We start from the raw sequence: 16,465 nt of genomic DNA on the forward strand, positions 1-16,465 counted from the left end.
GGCCACACCATGTGATCGTGGCACCTCGGCCGCGTCCCCGTCCAGTCCAGATACGGATAATTGGGAAAAGGCATCGCTTATGGCGACATCTGCCTAGAATGGCTGGTTCGCGGTGTAACCACTGTCTCGACGGCGCGGCACCGGCAGCCAGCCGGCCACCCGGAAGCTGGACGTAGCATTGGCGGCATGTCTGTCCCAGTCACCACCGTCGAAGACGCCGTCCGGGCCGCGCTGGCCACGGTCGACGACCCGGAGATCCGCCGTCCGATCACCGACCTCGGCATGGTCGGCACGCTGGAGATCGACGGGTCCGGCCGGGTCCGGGTGGGCATCCTGCTCACCGTCTCCGGGTGTCCGCTGCGGGACAAGCTGACCAATGACATCACCACCGCGGTCGGTGCGGTGGCGGGCGTGACGTCCGTCTCCATCGACTTCGGCGTGATGAGCACCGAGCAGCGCCAGGAACTGCAGCAGAAGCTGCGCGGCGCCGGTGGTCAGCAGGCGGCGGTCATCCCGTTCGCGCAGCCCGGCTCGCGCACCCGTGTCTACGCGGTGGCCAGCGGCAAGGGCGGCGTCGGCAAGTCCAGCGTGACGGTCAACCTGGCCGCCGCGCTCGCCGCCAAGGGCCTGAGCGTCGGCGTGATCGACGCGGACATCTACGGGCACTCGGTGCCGCGCATGCTCGGCGCGGACGGCCGCCCGACCCGCGTCGAAGACATGATCATGCCGCCGCAGGCGCACGGCGTGAAGGTCATCTCGATCGGCATGTTCACCGACGGCAACGCGGCCGTGGTCTGGCGCGGGCCGATGCTGCACCGCGCGCTGGAGCAGTTCCTCGCGGACGTCTACTGGGGCGACCTGGACGTGCTGCTGCTCGACCTGCCGCCGGGCACCGGCGACGTGGCGATCTCCCTCGCCCAGCTCCTGCCGAACGCGGAGATCCTGGTCGTCACCACGCCGCAGACCGCGGCCGCCGAGGTGGCCGAGCGGGCCGGCGCGATCGCGCTGCAGACCCACCAGCGACTGGTCGGCGTGGTGGAGAACATGTCCTGGCTGGAGCTGCCGACCGGCGAGCGGATGGAGATCTTCGGCTCCGGTGGCGGCGCGGCCGTGGCCGAGTCGCTGACCAGGACGGTCGGTGCGCAGGTGCCACTGCTCGGCCAGATCCCGCTGGACACGCGTGTGCGCGAGGCCGGGGACAACGGCGCCCCGATCGTGATCTCCGCGCCGGACGCGCCGGCCGCCACCGCGCTGCAGGCGGTCGCGGCGAAGCTCGCGGTGCGCCGGGAGTCGCTGCTCGGCAAGCCGCTGGGCCTGACGCCGAGCAGCCGCTGACGTTCACACGCGAAAGCGCCGGGGGGTACGCGTACCCCCCGGCGCTTTTCTGCTGTTTCAGATCTTCTAGGTGGCGTCGAAGTCGAACGCGGCCGGCTTGTTCGCCGGGGTGGCGGCCGGGACGCTGGGTGCCGGGGCGGGGCGGCGCGGGTCGACGGCGGCGGCGACGTCCTTGAGCTCGTCGTTGATGCCGGTGACGTCCTTCTTCACCGACTCGACCAGGCCCTGGATCGGGTTGCGCAGCGCCGCCTCGTCCTCCTCGCTCAGCAGATGCTTGCGGATGAAGGCCTTGGGGTGCAGGTCCTCGAGCTGGATGTCGGTGCCGAGCTCACGGCTGAGGTCGCCGGTGGCGTCACGCGCCATGTTCCGCAGACTGCGGATCATGCGAAGGCCGTCCTGGATCACCTGCGGCAGACGATCACCGAAGATCAGCAGCGCGAGCAGGATCAGTACGGCGATTTCCCACCAGTTGAGGTTCTCGAACACAGTGCCCCTCCTACGGCCATCCCCGGCAACTGTACGCACGCCCTGGCCGTAACGGCAGGGGCGGACAGGTGATCATTGGGCGTCCGCGGCCAACGTCACCGAGGCGGTCTGCGTGGCCGAGCCGCGACGGTACTCCACCGTGACGACCGAGCCGGGCGCGTACTTGCGGACCAGCGCGACCAGGTCGATGGCGTCGTTGAGCGGGTGGTGGTCGAGGCGGGTGACGACGTCTCCGGCGCGCAGCCCGGCGGCCGAGGCCGGCCCGTTCGCCTGCACGGTCTCCAGCCGCACGCCACCGGTCAGCCCGCTCGACGCGTTGCCGACCTCGGCGCCGATCACGGTGCGCCGCGCCTTGCCGGTCGCGATGATCTCCTGGCTGACGCGTTTCGCCTGGTTGATCGGGATGGCGAAGGCGATGCCTATGTTCCCGGCCGTCTCCTGCTCGCCGGCCACCGACTTGATCACCGCGTTCACGCCGACCACCCGGCCGGCCGCGTCGACCAGCGGGCCGCCGGAGTTGCCCTGATTAATGGCGGCGTCGGTCTGGATCGCCGCGTAGTAGCGCACCTGACCGCTCTGGTCGGACTGGATGGTCCGGTCGAGCGCGCTGACGATGCCCTGGGTGACAGTGTTCGCCAGCGCCAGCGGCGAACCGAACGCCAGCAGCGGATCGCCGACCGCCACCGAGTCCGAGTCGCCGAGGTCGACCGCGATCAGGCCCTCCTTCTGCACCTTCAGCACCGCGAGGTCCGACTCCGGGTCCTGGCCGACCAGCGTGGCCGGTGCCGCGGTGCCGTCGGAGAAGACCACGGCCAGCGACGTGCGGCTGCCGCCCTCGACCACGTGGTGGTTGGTGATCACATAGCCGTCCTGGCTGACCACGAAGCCGGAGCCGACGCCGCCCTGCGGGCCGCTGACCCGGATCGTGACCACGCTCGGGCCGACCCGCTCCGCCACGCCGGCCAGCGACTCGGGCGGGCGCACCGCGGCGGGCGGCGGGTCGAGCGCGCCCGCACCGGCCGGGAGCGCACCGGCGACGGCACCGCCGCGCAGCGCGAGCGCGTAGCCGACCGCGCCGCCGAGCGTGCCCGCCAGCACCGCGCTGACCAGGCAGAGCAGCACGACGGGACGCCAGAGGCGGGCACGCGGCGCGTCCGGGTCGGTGACCGGCTCGGGGTCGCCGTCACCGGCCGGCTCCGCCGGGAGGATCACGGCCGCCTGCGTGTACGGATTACGCCAGGGATCGGACATGGCGTCGGACCACCACGCGGAACCGGGCGGGGCCGAGGTGCCGCGAACGCCCGGCTGGGGCGGGATCCCGCCGTCGGTCACGTGGTGCCTCCGTATCTCGCCGGAACTACCCGTCCAGGATTACACGGATCCCGCGCGACCACTCATAGCTCGTTCTCCACCCTTGCACACACGCGAAACGGGGAGCCGCCGATCCGGCGGCTCCCCTGCGTCGCACGGCGTGGGGCGACCAGCCGTTACGAGGCGGTGCAGGTCACCGCGGGCACCGGGTTGGTCCCGGTCCACGAGCCGAGGAAGCCGAAGCTCGTGGTGCCGCCGGCGGCGAGCTTCCCGTTGTGCGAGACGTTCCTCGCCGTGACCGCGGAACCACTGGAGGTGACCGTGGCGTTCCAGGCGTTCGACACGGCCTGGCCGGAGCCGAACGTCCAGGTGACGGTCCAGCCGTTGATCGCGCGGCCGGCGGTGACCCGCACGTCGCCCTGGAAGCCGCCGTTCCACTGGCCGCTCACCGTGTAGGCCGCGGTGCAGCCACCGGTCCCGCCGGTCGGCGACGGCGTCGGGCTGCCGGTCGGCGTGGGGCTGGTCGTCCGGGTCGGCGTCGGGCTGCCGGTTCCGCCGCCGTAGACGGACGCCTCGACGGACGTGGCCCGGATCCCGTTCGCGCCGTTGATCAGCCGCTGGCCCCAGGAGCTCAGACCGGCCGGGTTGAAGTTCTGCACGATGTCGAGGTATTCGACGCCGCTGCCGTTGCCGCTCCACGACCAGCCCAGGTAGCCGATCCGCTGTGCCTGTGCGGTGGCCATGATCGCGTCCTCGTCCGGGTCGCCGTCCGAGTGCATGTCGCCGAACTCACCGACCACGATCGGCAGCCCGGCGCTGACGAACCGGCCCAGGTAGTCGGTGATCTCGGCAGCCGTGTCGAAGACGCCGTACATGTGGATGGAGAAGACCGTGTTCCGGTCCGGGTCCGCGTTGAACACCGTGGCGGCGTTGTCGCGCATGGTGAACGTCCAGTCCTGGCCCCAGTTCGGCGCGTCCACCATGATCGTGTGGTCGAAGCCGGCCGTGCGCAGCCGCTGGATCGCGGTCGCGGTGTCGGTGGCCCAGCCCTGGTAGTTCTGGTTGCCGTACGGCTCGTTGCCGATGTTCAGGATGACGTAGCGCTCCTGGCCGGTCAGCGCGCTCTGCACGCTGATCCAGTAGTCGACGGCCTGCGCCAGCGTGGCGGCGCCGGCCTGCTCGCCGTACCCGGTGGTGTCGTGCACCTCCAGCACGCAGATCAGCCTGTTCGCCTTGCACAGGCTGATCACGTTGGCGACGTCACCCGCCTCGTTCTTCGTCCAGCGCTGACCGCTGGCGAGCACCACCCGTACCGTGTTGGCGCCGGTCGCCTTGATGTCGGCGAACGAGCCGGTCTGCGACGGGTACCAGGTGTGCGCGTGGTTGATGCCGCGCATCACGAACGCGTTACCGTTGGCGTCGAGCAGCCGCCCGCCGCTGACGGTGAAGCCGGCGGCCGCGTGCGCCGGGACCGTGAATACCACCATGGAGACGATAAGCGCGAGAAGCGTCGCAGCGGCGACGCCGAGTCGTTTCCTCATGACCCACCTCAAGGGAGCTGAAACGGTTAAGTGTCGCTGCCCACGCGACCTGCACCCGGCTCCCTGGGTGTAGGGCATCAGCGTAGATAAATGCCTCGCCGGTCGCAACCGGGCCTCGTCACGACGTGCGGAGGTGTCCGCCTTACGCTCATATCCACGCGGGCCTTAGGAGGTGCGTCATCGCCACGGTCGCCAGATCGGCTGACACCCCCGGTGGGCAGGCCATGCAGTTCAGCGAGGGGTACGTCGCGGAGGACCTGATCCTGCAGACCGCGCGCAGCCTGGCGCACGAGGTGGGGCTCGGCACGGTCACGCCCGGGGCCGGCGCGGCGCTGCGCCTGCTCGCGGCCGCCGGCAACGCCAAGGCCGTGGTGGAGATCGGCACCGGAATCGGCGTGAGCGGGCTGTGGCTGCTGCGCGGCATGCGGCGCGACGGCGTGCTGACCACGATCGACGTGGAGAGCGAGTACCAGCGGATCGCCCGGCGGATCTTCGTGGAGAGCGGCTTCCCGTCCGGCCGCACCCGGATCATCACGGGCCGGGCGCTGGACGTGCTGCCCCGGCTGGCGGACGGCGTCTACGACCTGGTGTTCGTGGACGCGGACGTGGCCGAGTACGCCGCATGCACGCAGGCGGCGCTGCGGCTGCTCCGGCCGGGCGGCGTGCTGGCGATCAACAACGCGCTGGCCGGCGGGCGGATCGGCGACCCGGCCGCGCGCGACCTGGCCACCATCACGATCCGCGAGTTGGTCAAGGCGATCCGCGAGGCGGACGAGTGGGTGCCCGCGCTCCTTCCGGTCGGCGCGGGCCTCCTCTCCGCGGTCAAGCGAGCGTCGTGAGGTACCGGATCAGCGTGCGCACGCCCCAGCCGGTCGCGCCCTTGGCCAGCACGCCGTCCGCGCTGTCCGACCAGGACGGCGCGGACATGTCGAAGTGCGCCCAGCGCTCCCGGAGGTCACCGGTGAACTCGCGCAGGAACAGCGCGGCCGAGATCGTGCTGACCTGGGCCGGCGCGCTGTAGAGGTCCGCGATGTCGCTGTGCAGCGCGTCCGCGTACTCGTCGGCCAGCGGCATCCGCCAGGCGCGCTCACCGGCGTCCTCGGCCGCGTCCGCCAGCGCCTTGGCCAGCGCGTCGTCCGGGCTGTAGAGCGCGGCCATGGTCTTGCCGAGCGCCACCGCGTTCGCGCCGGTCAGCGTGGCCAGGTCGATCAGCAGGTCGGGCGCGTGGTGCTCGACCGCGTACGCCATCGCGTCCGCGAGCACCAGCCGGCCCTCGGCGTCACTGTTCGTGGTCTCGCTGGTCAGGCCGCCGTAGTGGCGGATCACGTCGCCGGGCCGGAACGCGGAGCCGCTGACCATGTTCTCCGCGAGCGGGGCGAGCGCGGTCACCCGCACCGTCAGCCGCAGCGCCGCCGCCGCGTGCACCGCCGCGATCACGGCCGCGGCACCGCCCATGTCCTTGCGCATCAGCTTCATCGCGGCGACCGGCTTGATCGAGATGCCGCCGGTGTCGAACGTGATGCCCTTGCCGACCAGCACCACGTGCCGCGCGTCCGCGTTCTCCGGGGTCCAGGAGGCCTCGACCAGCCGCGGCTCGCTGACGGACCCGCCGCCGACCGCGAGCACGCCGCCGAAGCCCTGCTCGCGCAGCCAGGCCGCGTCCCGGACGACGACCTCCGCGCGGCCGCCGACACCGTCCAGGCCGGGCCGGTCGCCCGCGGACGCCATCTCGCCGGCCAGCCAGGCCGGGCTCTTGATCGACGACGGCGTGTTGGTCCAGTCGCGGGCCAGGCTCGTCGCGGCCGCCACCACGGACGCGGTGGTCAGCTCCGCCGCGAAGTCGTCCGCGGTCGCCAGCGCGATGTCGGCCGGTTCCGGGCCGGCCTCGTCGAATCCGGCCGGGACCGTGAACCGGTAGGCGCCCAGGTGCAGGCCCTCCGCCAGGCCGCGCACCGCGTCGCCGGACACGCCGGACGGCAGCAGCACGGTCGCCGCCGCCGCGCGCGTCTCCCTGGACACGGCCGCGCCCGCCGCACGCCAGCCCGCCTCGTCCGCGTCGCCGACCCCAACAAAGATCAATTTCGCGGGGGTACGGGTGGGGCGCGGCAACGTGACCGCGCTGCCCGCCTTGCCGGTCCCCTTCGCCTCCGCCAGGAACGCGGTCGCCTCCGCGATCACGTCGGCCGGAAGCGCGCCGCCGGCCTCCACCAGCTCGGCCTCGGGACCGTCCTCGGCCGGTTCGGCCACCGGGCGCACCGGCAGCACCACCACTGACGTCAGATCCGGCTCGGCGACCAGGCGGACGTTCGGCATGCTCTTCTCACCCTCTTGGCGGTTCGTCATGGCACAAAGACCCGCCGGTACGGGACGTCCCGTACCGGCGGGTCCGGGCTCGCCTCACCGGGACGGCCGGGCTGCAGCTTGCGGCCCCCTCGGAAAACAGGCCCTGGAAAACAATCAGCCGGCGGCGGCCTTCAGCGCGTCGCCGAGCGCATTCGCCTCGTCAGGAGTCATCTCGACGACGAGCCGCCCACCGCCCTCCAGTGGAACCCGCATGACGATCCCCCGGCCTTCCTTGGTGACCTCCAGCGGACCGTCGCCCGTCCGCGGCTTCATCGCCGCCATGTTGTCTCCCCTCAGACCTACACCAGGGTCAATGGGTTGCCCCACAGCCACTTCCCATCACCGCCGGCACGCACAGCCCGCACCGGCGACGGCCCGCCAGTGCCGCACGGAGCACTGCCCGCCCCGCGCGACCCCGGCTGCGGGCCGAAACAAGCCTGGTTATCCATATGACCGGCTCAGCCCGCACTGCCGACCAACGATTTTCCCTGATGAACGCCTCAAGACCCAAACCGAGGCTGCAGAGTTATGACAGTCTCTAGCTTATACGTTTTTCGGCTGTCACAATGTGCGGTCATGCAGGCACGGTCTGCCCTCTTCGACCTCTACGGGGATCATCTTCGCGCCCGGGGCGGACGTGCGCCCATCGCCGCCCTGGTCAGACTGCTCGCACCCCTCGAGATCGCGGCGCCGGCCGTGCGGACGGCGGTGTCCCGGATGGTCCGTCAGGGCTGGCTGCATCCGCTCCGGCTCGCGTCCGGCCCGGGCTACCTGCTCACCCCGAAGGCCGTGCGCCGCCTGGACGACGCGGCCACCCGCATCTACCGCACCGGCCGCCCCGCCTGGAACGGGCACTTCGACCTGATCATCCTAAGGCTTCCGCCGCACCGCCGGGACCGGCAACGGCTCGCCGACACCCTCTCCTACCTGGGGTACGGCGCACTGGACGAGCAGACCTGGGTGGCGCCGCGGCCCGGCGAGGACGTGGATCGCCTGATCACCGAGGCCGGCGTGAGCTACGAGCGGTTCAGCTCCGCGCACACCGGCGGCACGGCCGGCGCCACGTCCCTGGTCCGGCGGGCCTGGGACCTGGGCGAGATCGGCCGGGCGTACGAGCGGTTCGTCACCGACCTGACCCCGGTGGTCTCCGGCGTTACCGCGCGCAGCCTCGACCTGGAGGCGTACGCTGCACGGTTCCGGCTGGTCCACTCGTGGCGGCAGTTCCTGTTCCGCGACCCGCAGCTGCCGCCCGCTCTGCTCCCGGACGGGTGGCCGGGAACGGCCGCGGCCACGTTCTTCGACCGACACGCGTCCCGGCTGCGCCCCGCCGCGGACCGCTACGTCGAGCATTGTCTTGCCCAGTCCGGGCGTGGCCCGGCTTGACGACGGCCCGCACGCTAGCTTCATCCCGACAGAAAGGCCCCGGCATCGTGACCGAACCGTTGCTGATCGAGCGCTCCGAGGGCGTCCTGACGCTCGTGCTCAACCGTCCCGAGTCGATGAACTCACTGGACGTGGCGCTGAAGGAGGCGCTGCGGGACACGCTCGCCGAGATCGAGGCGGACCGGTCCGTCCGCGCCGTCGTGCTCACCGGCGCCGGGCGGGCGTTCTGCGTCGGCCAGGACCTGCGCGAGCACGTGGCCGTCCTGGAGGCCGGCACCGTCGACCCGCTCTCCACCGTGCTCGTCCACTACAACCCGATCGCGGCGCGCCTGGCGAACCTGCCGAAGCCGGTCGTCGCCGCGGTCCGCGGCACCGCCGCCGGCGCCGGCGCGTCCCTGGCGATGCTGGCCGACTTCCGCATCGGCGGCCCCGGCACGTCGTTCCTGATGGCGTTCGCCAACGTCGGCCTGGCCGGCGACACCGGCATCTCCTGGTCGCTGCCGCGCATCGTCGGCCACGCCAAGGCCGTCGAGTTGCTCCTGCTGGCCGAACCGGTCGACGCCCGGACCGCTCACGACCTCGGCCTGCTGACCCGCCTCACCGCCTCCGACGACGAGGTGCTGCCCACCGCCCAGGAACTCGCCGCCCGCCTCGCCGCCGGCCCCACCGTCGCCTACGGCGCGATCAAGCGCGAGCTCTCCGTCGGCACCGCCGGCACCCTCTCCGACGCCCTCGCCGCCGAGGCCCAGGCCCAGGCGATCACCGGCGCCACCACCGACCACCGCAACGCCACCACCTCCTTCGTCAAGAAGGAGAAGCCCACCTTCACCGGCCGCTGACCCACCACGTCCCCCGCCGCCGCCCGGCCTCCCGCCCGCCGGCGGCGGCCCGGCGCGCCCGCCACCCTCAACCGGTCCCGGCCGGCCCCAGCCGGTCCCAGCCGCGTCCGGCCGCCGCGGTGCGGGCCGCGCCCACCCGTTCCCGACACTTCGCCCATCTCGCCATCCGCGAAGTTCATTTAGCTCCCCCCACGCATTCCGCCGCGCTTTGCTCTGCTTACCTGGCTCAACTTTGCTCAGAACGGCCGCATATGGCCTGTTGGTGGCCCTATGAGGTCCGTGCCTGCCATCGGCGCACCCAGCACAGGCGAGTCGACGAAACCTGCAGCGCCCGCGGCGACACAAACTGGACAAATCCAACACCCGGGCCGAGGGTCGTGCCTGCCGGGACCGGCAACGACCAGCCGACCCAGATCTCATGCATCCGACCTGGCCAACGGGCACGGAGGACCCACGAAGGCACGTCTCCGTTCGCAATTTTGAGCAAGGTAAGCAGAGCAAAGCCACGCGGAAAGGCCGGCTTTGCCGGGGGTTTTGAATCATGTGAGAACGCGACCGCCCACGTGACGGCGCGGCGTTGTCGAGACGCCCGAGAGCGCCCGAGCCCGGAGGAGCGGGGCGACGACCAGAGACTCAGTCCTCGTCCTCTTCCTCGGGGTCGAGGTTGGTCTCCTCGCCGAGGACGAAGGCCTGCATGGCGAGTTCGTCGCCGGCCGGGGAGACGAAGGCGGGGAGTTCGGCGGGGCCGAGTTCGCGGACGTAGGACCAGAAGAGGCGGACGGCCTCGGCGCGCGTGGTGGCCTCGATCGGCAGGTCCACGCTGACCAGCCAGGTGCTGCGCTCGAGTGGGGGGCCGAACCGGTCGAGCACGGCGGCGAACTCGGCCGGTGTGAGGCGGGTGACCGGGCCGTCGAGCGTCAGCGGGCCGGCGGGGTGGGGCTGGTCGAAGGCGCGGCGCGAGTACACGACCTGGCGGTCGTCCTCGTCGTTCTTTCGCAGGCCGCCGATGTGGCCGGTCGCGACCGCGCGCGGCTTCGGCTCGTCCGTGACCAGCACGACCTCGTCACCGAGCTCCGGGTGCGCCGACGCCGGGATCTCGGCGAGCACGTCGGCGAGTTCGACGAAGTCGTGGTGGTAGAGCCGCTCCTGCTTCAGCCGCTCGTCCGGAAGCACAATCGCCCACTGCTGCACCATGTGCCCATCTCACCACGGGCGCGGACGGCCGGAGCCAAGACCCCGGACACGCCGGGCCCGCGTCACGCGACGCGGACGTGGCAGTCCCGGAGGTGATCGTCGACCATGCCGGTGGCCTGCATCAACGCGTACGCCGTGGTGGGGCCGACGAAGCGGAAGCCGCGCTTCTTCAGCGCCTTGGCCATGGCGGTGGACTCGGGGGTGATCGCGGGGACGGAGGCGAACGTGGCCGGGCGCGGGCGGGCCGGTGGGGCGAACGACCAGAGCAGCGCGGCCAGGCCGTCCGGCAGGTCCAGTGCGGCCCGCGCGTTCGCCAGCGCGGCCTCGACCTTGAGCCGGTTGCGGACGATGCCGGCGTCGGCCATCAGGCGGGCCTCGTCGTCCGGGCCGAACGCGGCGACGGCCTCGATCGAGAAGCCGGCGAACGCGGCCCGGAACGCCGGGCGCTTGCGCAGGATGGTCAGCCAGGACAGGCCGGACTGGAACGCCTCCAGGGTGAGCCGCTCGTAGAGGCCGTCGTCGTCGCGCACCGGGCGGCCCCACTCGCCGTCGTGGTAGAGCGCGTAATCGGGCGTGCTGGCGCCCCACTTGCAGCGGGCGAGACCGTCCTCGCCCACGACCAGGTCAGACATGCGGCCCACCATAGGCGTGGGGTACGACAGGCCGTTACGGCAGGCGGCCGCGCTCGACCATCGTGGCGAACCGTTTCAGGGCCTGCGTGAGGCTGAACTTCGAGCCGGGCCAGAGGAACGGCCAGGTGACCTTGCCGGCGGCGCCGGCGGGCAGGTGGAACCACTCGTGCCAGACGACCTGGGTCCGGTCGCCCTCCATCGGGGTGCAGCGCAGCACGCCGGGGCCGCGCAGGAACTTTCCGCAGTGCACGACCCGCACCTCGTAGGGCGCGTCGACGCGGACCACGCGCATCTCGTCGCGGAGCACGGCGGGGCCGAGCGCGGTGACGGCCTCGACCAGGCTGCCCTCGCCGCCGTCGCCCTCGACCACGCGGACCGTGGTGAACGGGATCCACTCGCCCTGCTTGGTCCAGGCGGTGAACGCGGCGAAGACGGTCTTGGCGGGCGCGTTGACGATCACGGTCGCGGTCACCTCGCCGGCGCCGGGGGTGGCGGCCTCCCGGAGATTCTCGGCCGGGTCGGGCTGGGTCATGCCTTCACCGTAGAGTCGGGCGCCGCCGCCTCGTCGCTCTTTACGGCAACCTCGGAGCTCTCCGCCGTACCGCCGGAAATGTCGTTGTTTTCGGTAGTCGGCGCGGAGTTGCCCGGCGCGGCCGGGACGAGCGCCTCCTCACGGGCCCTGCGCAGCGCGTCCGCGTCCTCGAGACGGCCGTCGCGCAGCGCGGTGACCTCGGCCTCGAGCACGCCGATCAGCTCCTCCTTGTACCCGATGTCGTAGGCGGCGCGGCGCAGCGCCTGGTCGACCTGGGCCATCCGGTAACCCCGCAGCGCGGTGTCGAAGCGGACGTCGGCGATGTCGGCCTCCAGCAGCGGGCGGCTGCCGGGCAGCGGCACGGCACGGCCGTCCGGTTCCGCCGGGACCAGCGCGGGATCGCTGCCGCTGACCAGGACCGTGACGCCGAAGATGATAGCCGCGACCACGAGCGCCGTGACGAGAGTGATGAACAGACCCATAGCGGCGATCGTGACATGACGGACTGATCAAGGCGAGACCGCCACCCCGTCGGTCAGCTCCAGCGGAGGACGTTCTTGCGCCAGGCGTAGAGGATGCCGAGCGCCAATACAGCCACGAATACGGCCATTTCCACCACAGTGGTGACTCCGAAGCCGGGCCGGTCGAAGACGACCGCCCACGGGAACAGGAAGACGCTCTCCACCGCGAAGAGGACATAGAGGTACGCGTAGACGTAGTACCTGATCTGGGCCTGTGCCCAGTCGCCGCCGACCGGGTCGAGCCCGCACTCGTACGGCTCGCGCTTGCCGAACGGGTCGGCCGGAGCAGCCGGCCGGAGCAGCCGGTTCGCCCCGAACGCGGCGACGAAGATCAGCACGCTGGCCAGCAGCAACAGGCCGAGCGTGGCGTAGGAGCCGAGGTATCCCTCCACGACCGAGGAGCCTAGTCGCTCGCCGGCCGCCGCACACGCCACTCGCCACGCTGGGTCGATCACGCGACAGCCGTAAGTCGCGGAACCGACGTAGGCTCTGGAATGGTGTGTCTTGGCACACACACATCCCTGAGGCGATCGAAGGGTGCAGGCATGAGCAAGCAGGTGCGCCGGCTGGATCGGGTGGTCATCCGCTTCGCGGGCGACTCCGGTGACGGCATGCAGCTCACCGGAGACCGGTTCACGTCGGAGACGGCGCAGCTCGGCAACGACATCTCCACGCTACCCAACTTCCCCGCCGAGATCCGTGCACCGGCCGGCACGCTGCCCGGCGTCTCCAGTTTCCAGGTGCACTTCGCCGACTACGACATCCTCACCCCGGGCGACGCGCCGGACGTGCTGGTCGCGATGAACCCGGCCGCGCTCAAGGCCAACCTGGCCGAGCTGCCCGCGGGCGCCGCGATCATCGTCAACACCGACGAGTTCAGCAAGCGCAGCCTGACCAAGGTGGGGTACGCGGCGAATCCCCTGGAGGACGGCTCACTGTCCCGGTTCGCCGTGCATCCGGTCGCGCTGACCTCGATGACCGTGGCCGCGCTCGCCGACGCCGGAGTGTCGAAGAAGGACGCCGAGCGGGCCAAGAACATGTTCGCGCTCGGGCTGCTGAGCTGGCTGTACTCCCGCCCGTTCGAGTCCACGCTGCGGTTCCTGGAGCGAAAGTTCGCGGCCCGGCCGGAGCTGGTCGCGGCCAACCAGGCGGCGTTCCGCGCGGGCTGGAACTTCGGCGAGACGACCGAGGACTTCGCGGTGCGGTACGAGATCGCGCCCGCGCCGATGGCCTCCGGGACGTACCGCAACATCACCGGGAACGCCGCGCTCTCGCTCGGCCTGGTCGCGGCCGGGGTGCGGGCGAGACTGCCGGTCTTCCTCGGCGCCTATCCGATCACGCCGGCCTCGGACATCCTGCACGAGTTGTCCAAGCACAAGCGGCTCGGCGTCACCACGATGCAGGCCGAGGACGAGATCGCGGCGATCGGTGCCGCGCTCGGCGCGTCCTACGGCGGCGCGCTCGGCGTCACCACCACCAGCGGTCCCGGCGTCGCGCTGAAGGGCGAGACGATCTCGCTGGCCGTGGCGCTGGAGCTGCCGCTGGTCATCGTGGACGTGCAGCGGGCCGGCCCGTCGACCGGTATGCCGACCAAGACCGAGCAGGCCGACCTGAACATGGCGCTGTTCGGCCGGCACGGTGAGGCGCCGGTCGCGGTGATCGCGCCGCAGTCGCCGTCGGACTGCTTCCACGCCGCGATCGAGGCGGCCCGGATCGCGCTCACCTACCGCACGCCGGTGATCCTGCTGTCCGACAACTACGTGGCGAACGGGTCGGAGCCGTGGCTGCTGCCGGACGTGGCGTCGCTGCCGGACCTGACCGTCGAGTTCGCGTCCACCGCGAACTCGCCGGACGGGCGCTTCCTGCCGTACCTGCGGGATCCGGAGACGATGGCGCGGCCGTGGGCGGTACCGGGCACGGCCGGGCTGGAGCACCGGATCGGCGGGCTGGAGAAGGCGGACAAGACCGGCGACATCTCGTACGACCCGGCGAACCACGACCTGATGGTGCGCACCCGGGCCCAGCGCATCGAGACGATCCCGGTGCCGGACGTGACCGTGGACGACCCGGACGGTTCGGCGAGCGTGCTGGTGCTGGGCTGGGGCTCGACGTACGGGCCGATCGGGGCGGCCTGCCGGGCGCTGCGGCAGCGCGGGCTGACCATCGCGCAGGCGCACCTGCGGCACCTGCACCCGATGCCCGCCAACCTGGAGTCGGTCGTGACCGGTTACGACAAGGTGGTCGTCCCGGAGATGAACCTCGGGCAGCTCGCGCATGTGATCCGCGGGCGGTTCCTGGTGGACGCGCTGCCGTACAACAAGGTCAATGGTCTTCCGTTCACCGCGGGCGAGCTGGAGACCATGCTGGAGGACGTGGTGAAGAATGGCTGAGCTGCTGAAACTCACCGCCAAGGACTTCAAGTCCGACCAGGAGGTGCGCTGGTGCCCCGGTTGCGGGGACTACGCGATCCTGGCCGCGGTCCAGGGCTTCATGCCGGAGCTGAACATCCCGCGCGAGCGGATCGTCTTCATCTCCGGCATCGGGTGCTCCTCCCGCTTCCCGTACTACATGAACACCTACGGCATGCACTCGATCCACGGCCGCGCGCCCGCGATCGCGACCGGTCTCGCCGCCACCCGGCCCGACCTGTCCATCTGGGTGGTCACCGGCGACGGCGACGCGCTCTCGATCGGCGGCAACCACCTGATCCACGCGCTGCGCCGGAACGTCAACCTGAAGATCCTGCTGTTCAACAACCGGATCTACGGGCTGACCAAGGGGCAGTACTCGCCGACCTCCGAACTGGGGAAGATCACCAAGTCGACGCCGGTCGGGTCCGCGGACGCACCGTTCAACCCGCTGTCACTGGCGCTCGGTGCGGAGGCCGGGTTCGTCGCCCGCACGATCGACTCGGACCGCAAGCACCTGCAGTCGGTGCTGCGCGCCGCGGCCGCGCACCGGGGCTCGGCGTTCGTGGAGATCTACCAGAACTGCAACATCTTCAACGACGGAGCCTTCGAGACCCTCAAGGACGCGGGTACGCGGGACGAGTACCTGATCCGGCTGGAGCACGGGCAGCCGATCACGTTCGGCGACTCGTGCGTGGTGCACCCGCCCGGCGGCTTCGGCCTCTCGGTCCGGCCCACCGCCTCGGTCGACCCGTCCGAGATCGTGGTGCACGACGAGACGGTGGCGGACCCGGCGTACGCGTTCGCGCTCTCCCGGCTGCCCGGCCTCGACCTGCGCAACACCCCGATCGGCGTGTTCCGGGCGGTGGCCCGCCCGACCTACGACGAGGTGCTGCAGCGGCAGGTCGCGGACGCCCGCGAGGCCGCGACCGGCACACCGGAGGAGATGCTGACCGGCCTGCTGCACGCGGGCGACACCTGGACGATCTGAGGGACCAGGGACCAGGGGCCTCCTCGCGAGGCCCCTGGCCCGTCTCAGGCCGCGTTGGCCTCGGCCTTGAGCCCTTGCTCCTTCAGCCTCGCGGCGGCGTCCAGGTCGGACTGCCGCACCGCGGAGACCGAGCCGAAGACCGCCACGGCCTGGTAGTAGACCCAGGCCAGGCTGCTGCAGGCCGGCCGGGTCGCGGACGGGTAGGTGGCACACTTCCGCTTCAGGTCCTCGTAGAACGCCGAGTCGATCCGGCTCTTGTTCGCGGGGAACGTGCCGGCCGCCTTGTGGTTGCGGTAGCCGAAGTCGTGCCGGTGGCAGGAGAGCGCGAAGTCGAAACCGAGCGGGTTGTCCGGGCTGGACGAGCAGTAGTCGGTCGACCAGTCGAACCCGTACTCGGCCCAGGCGCCCTGGTTCTGGCGCGCCGCGTTCCAGGCGTTGTAGCTGGTGACGCCGGTCTGGGTGAAGCTCGCGAGCGTCGCGGCCTTCTGCGCGGGCGTCACGGCCGCGGCGGCGGGGCTCGCGATCGCCAGCACGGCCAGCAGCGCCACCAGGACGGCGCCGAGCCTCTTGACGGTGGGGATGGGGTCAGCCGACAGCAATAGGGGCATCCAGGGCTCCTGAACGGTGGGCCCGCGGGGGTGACGCGGGCGGTCCGGCATCTCCCGCCCGCGGCTACTCTTCGATCGCCTGAGCGGACCCCAAGTCTGCGCGGATCGCCCGCCTTCAATGGAGGAGTCCGCTTGAACACTTGGCGGAGACCGCGAGAACAGCCCGCCCTCTCCGCCCCCTTTTGCTCTGCTTACCTGTCGGCGACCGGCGCATCGGTGACCCGACCGCGTCCGGTTTGAGCCGATTCCCTGCTAGGTAAGCAGAGCAAAGCCTGCCGCAATACGGTATAAGGCGGGTGAAACGGGGATGACCGCCAGTTAAGGTGACGTTTTGGTGGGTG

At 71.3% G+C, this 16,465-nt stretch carries 17 protein-coding genes; 6 read left to right on the forward strand and 11 right to left on the reverse strand.

The window, feature by feature from the left end:
* Window positions 1-186 precede the first annotated feature (186 nt).
* Entirely contained in the window at window positions 187-1,335 is a 1,149-nt protein-coding gene (locus J2S43_RS32150; RefSeq protein ID WP_306835413.1) for an Mrp/NBP35 family ATP-binding protein, read from the forward strand.
* A gap of 66 nt (window positions 1,336-1,401) precedes the next feature.
* Here the strand turns inward: J2S43_RS32150 and J2S43_RS32155 are convergent, their stop codons facing one another.
* The 3 genes from J2S43_RS32155 to J2S43_RS32165 form a co-directional block, all read right to left on the reverse strand.
* Window positions 1,402-1,821: a twin-arginine translocase TatA/TatE family subunit gene (locus tag J2S43_RS32155; RefSeq protein WP_306835415.1), complete on the reverse strand. Its 420-nt coding sequence runs from the start codon at window positions 1,819-1,821 to the stop codon at window positions 1,402-1,404.
* A gap of 72 nt (window positions 1,822-1,893) precedes the next feature.
* Complete coding sequence (locus tag J2S43_RS32160) at window positions 1,894-3,153, reverse strand: S1C family serine protease (RefSeq protein ID WP_306835417.1); 1,260 nt, start codon at window positions 3,151-3,153, stop codon at window positions 1,894-1,896.
* Between the two features lie 155 nt (window positions 3,154-3,308).
* The gene (locus J2S43_RS32165; RefSeq protein WP_306835418.1) at window positions 3,309-4,673 is read right to left on the reverse strand and encodes a cellulase family glycosylhydrolase; all 1,365 of its coding nucleotides are present in this window, start codon (window positions 4,671-4,673) and stop codon (window positions 3,309-3,311) included.
* A 224-nt stretch (window positions 4,674-4,897) separates the two neighbouring features.
* Between J2S43_RS32165 and J2S43_RS32170 the strand changes: the two genes are divergently transcribed.
* Complete coding sequence (locus J2S43_RS32170; RefSeq protein WP_306835421.1) at window positions 4,898-5,512, forward strand: O-methyltransferase; 615 nt, start codon at window positions 4,898-4,900, stop codon at window positions 5,510-5,512.
* Here the strand turns inward: J2S43_RS32170 and J2S43_RS32175 are convergent.
* A complete protein-coding gene (locus tag J2S43_RS32175; RefSeq protein WP_306835422.1) occupies window positions 5,496-6,986 on the reverse strand; it encodes a leucyl aminopeptidase family protein in 1,491 nt (496 codons plus the stop codon). The two genes, J2S43_RS32170 and J2S43_RS32175, sit on opposite strands and share 17 nt — an antisense overlap.
* Before the next feature lie 144 nt (window positions 6,987-7,130).
* Complete coding sequence (locus J2S43_RS32180; RefSeq protein ID WP_007455245.1) at window positions 7,131-7,298, reverse strand: DUF3117 domain-containing protein; 168 nt, start codon at window positions 7,296-7,298, stop codon at window positions 7,131-7,133.
* A gap of 294 nt (window positions 7,299-7,592) precedes the next feature.
* Here J2S43_RS32180 and J2S43_RS32185 point away from each other — a divergent pair, with 294 nt between their 5' ends.
* Window positions 7,593-8,399: a PaaX family transcriptional regulator gene (locus J2S43_RS32185; protein WP_306835491.1), complete on the forward strand. Its 807-nt coding sequence runs from the start codon at window positions 7,593-7,595 to the stop codon at window positions 8,397-8,399.
* Between the two features lie 47 nt (window positions 8,400-8,446).
* On the forward strand, window positions 8,447-9,238 hold the full coding sequence (locus J2S43_RS32190; RefSeq protein ID WP_306835492.1) for an enoyl-CoA hydratase-related protein: 792 nt from the start codon (window positions 8,447-8,449) through the stop codon (window positions 9,236-9,238).
* Window positions 9,239-9,871: 633 nt separating this feature from the next.
* Here the strand turns inward: J2S43_RS32190 and J2S43_RS32195 are convergent.
* From J2S43_RS32195 to ndhC, 5 genes are all read right to left on the reverse strand, one after another.
* Window positions 9,872-10,432 carry a hypothetical protein gene (locus J2S43_RS32195; protein ID WP_306835493.1) on the reverse strand — a complete coding sequence of 187 codons (561 nt, stop codon included), beginning with the start codon at window positions 10,430-10,432 and terminating at the stop codon, window positions 9,872-9,874.
* A gap of 62 nt (window positions 10,433-10,494) precedes the next feature.
* Window positions 10,495-11,064 (reverse strand): DNA-3-methyladenine glycosylase I, encoded by a 570-nt coding sequence (locus tag J2S43_RS32200; protein WP_306835494.1) that lies wholly within the window; start codon window positions 11,062-11,064, stop codon window positions 10,495-10,497.
* Window positions 11,065-11,098: 34 nt separating this feature from the next.
* Window positions 11,099-11,596 (reverse strand): SRPBCC family protein, encoded by a 498-nt coding sequence (locus tag J2S43_RS32205; RefSeq protein WP_306835495.1) that lies wholly within the window; start codon window positions 11,594-11,596, stop codon window positions 11,099-11,101.
* Window positions 11,593-12,078 (reverse strand): DivIVA domain-containing protein, encoded by a 486-nt coding sequence (locus tag J2S43_RS32210; protein ID WP_306835497.1) that lies wholly within the window; start codon window positions 12,076-12,078, stop codon window positions 11,593-11,595. Before J2S43_RS32210 ends, J2S43_RS32205 begins: the two co-directional genes overlap by 4 nt.
* Before the next feature lie 53 nt (window positions 12,079-12,131).
* Window positions 12,132-12,509 (reverse strand): NADH-quinone oxidoreductase subunit A, encoded by a 378-nt coding sequence (gene ndhC, locus J2S43_RS32215; RefSeq protein ID WP_306839591.1) that lies wholly within the window; start codon window positions 12,507-12,509, stop codon window positions 12,132-12,134.
* A gap of 153 nt (window positions 12,510-12,662) precedes the next feature.
* On the opposite strand from ndhC, the gene J2S43_RS32220 reads away from it, so the two are divergent.
* Window positions 12,663-14,507: a 2-oxoacid:acceptor oxidoreductase subunit alpha gene (locus J2S43_RS32220; protein ID WP_306835499.1), complete on the forward strand. Its 1,845-nt coding sequence runs from the start codon at window positions 12,663-12,665 to the stop codon at window positions 14,505-14,507.
* Window positions 14,500-15,516 carry a 2-oxoacid:ferredoxin oxidoreductase subunit beta gene (locus J2S43_RS32225; RefSeq protein ID WP_306835501.1) on the forward strand — a complete coding sequence of 339 codons (1,017 nt, stop codon included), beginning with the start codon at window positions 14,500-14,502 and terminating at the stop codon, window positions 15,514-15,516. Before J2S43_RS32220 ends, J2S43_RS32225 begins: the two co-directional genes overlap by 8 nt.
* A gap of 44 nt (window positions 15,517-15,560) precedes the next feature.
* Here the strand turns inward: J2S43_RS32225 and J2S43_RS32230 are convergent, their stop codons facing one another.
* Complete coding sequence (locus J2S43_RS32230; protein ID WP_306835503.1) at window positions 15,561-16,124, reverse strand: phospholipase; 564 nt, start codon at window positions 16,122-16,124, stop codon at window positions 15,561-15,563.
* Window positions 16,125-16,465: the final 341 nt, after the last annotated feature.

This window comes from Catenuloplanes nepalensis (assembly GCF_030811575.1).
Taxonomy (GTDB): domain Bacteria; phylum Actinomycetota; class Actinomycetes; order Mycobacteriales; family Micromonosporaceae; genus Catenuloplanes; species Catenuloplanes nepalensis.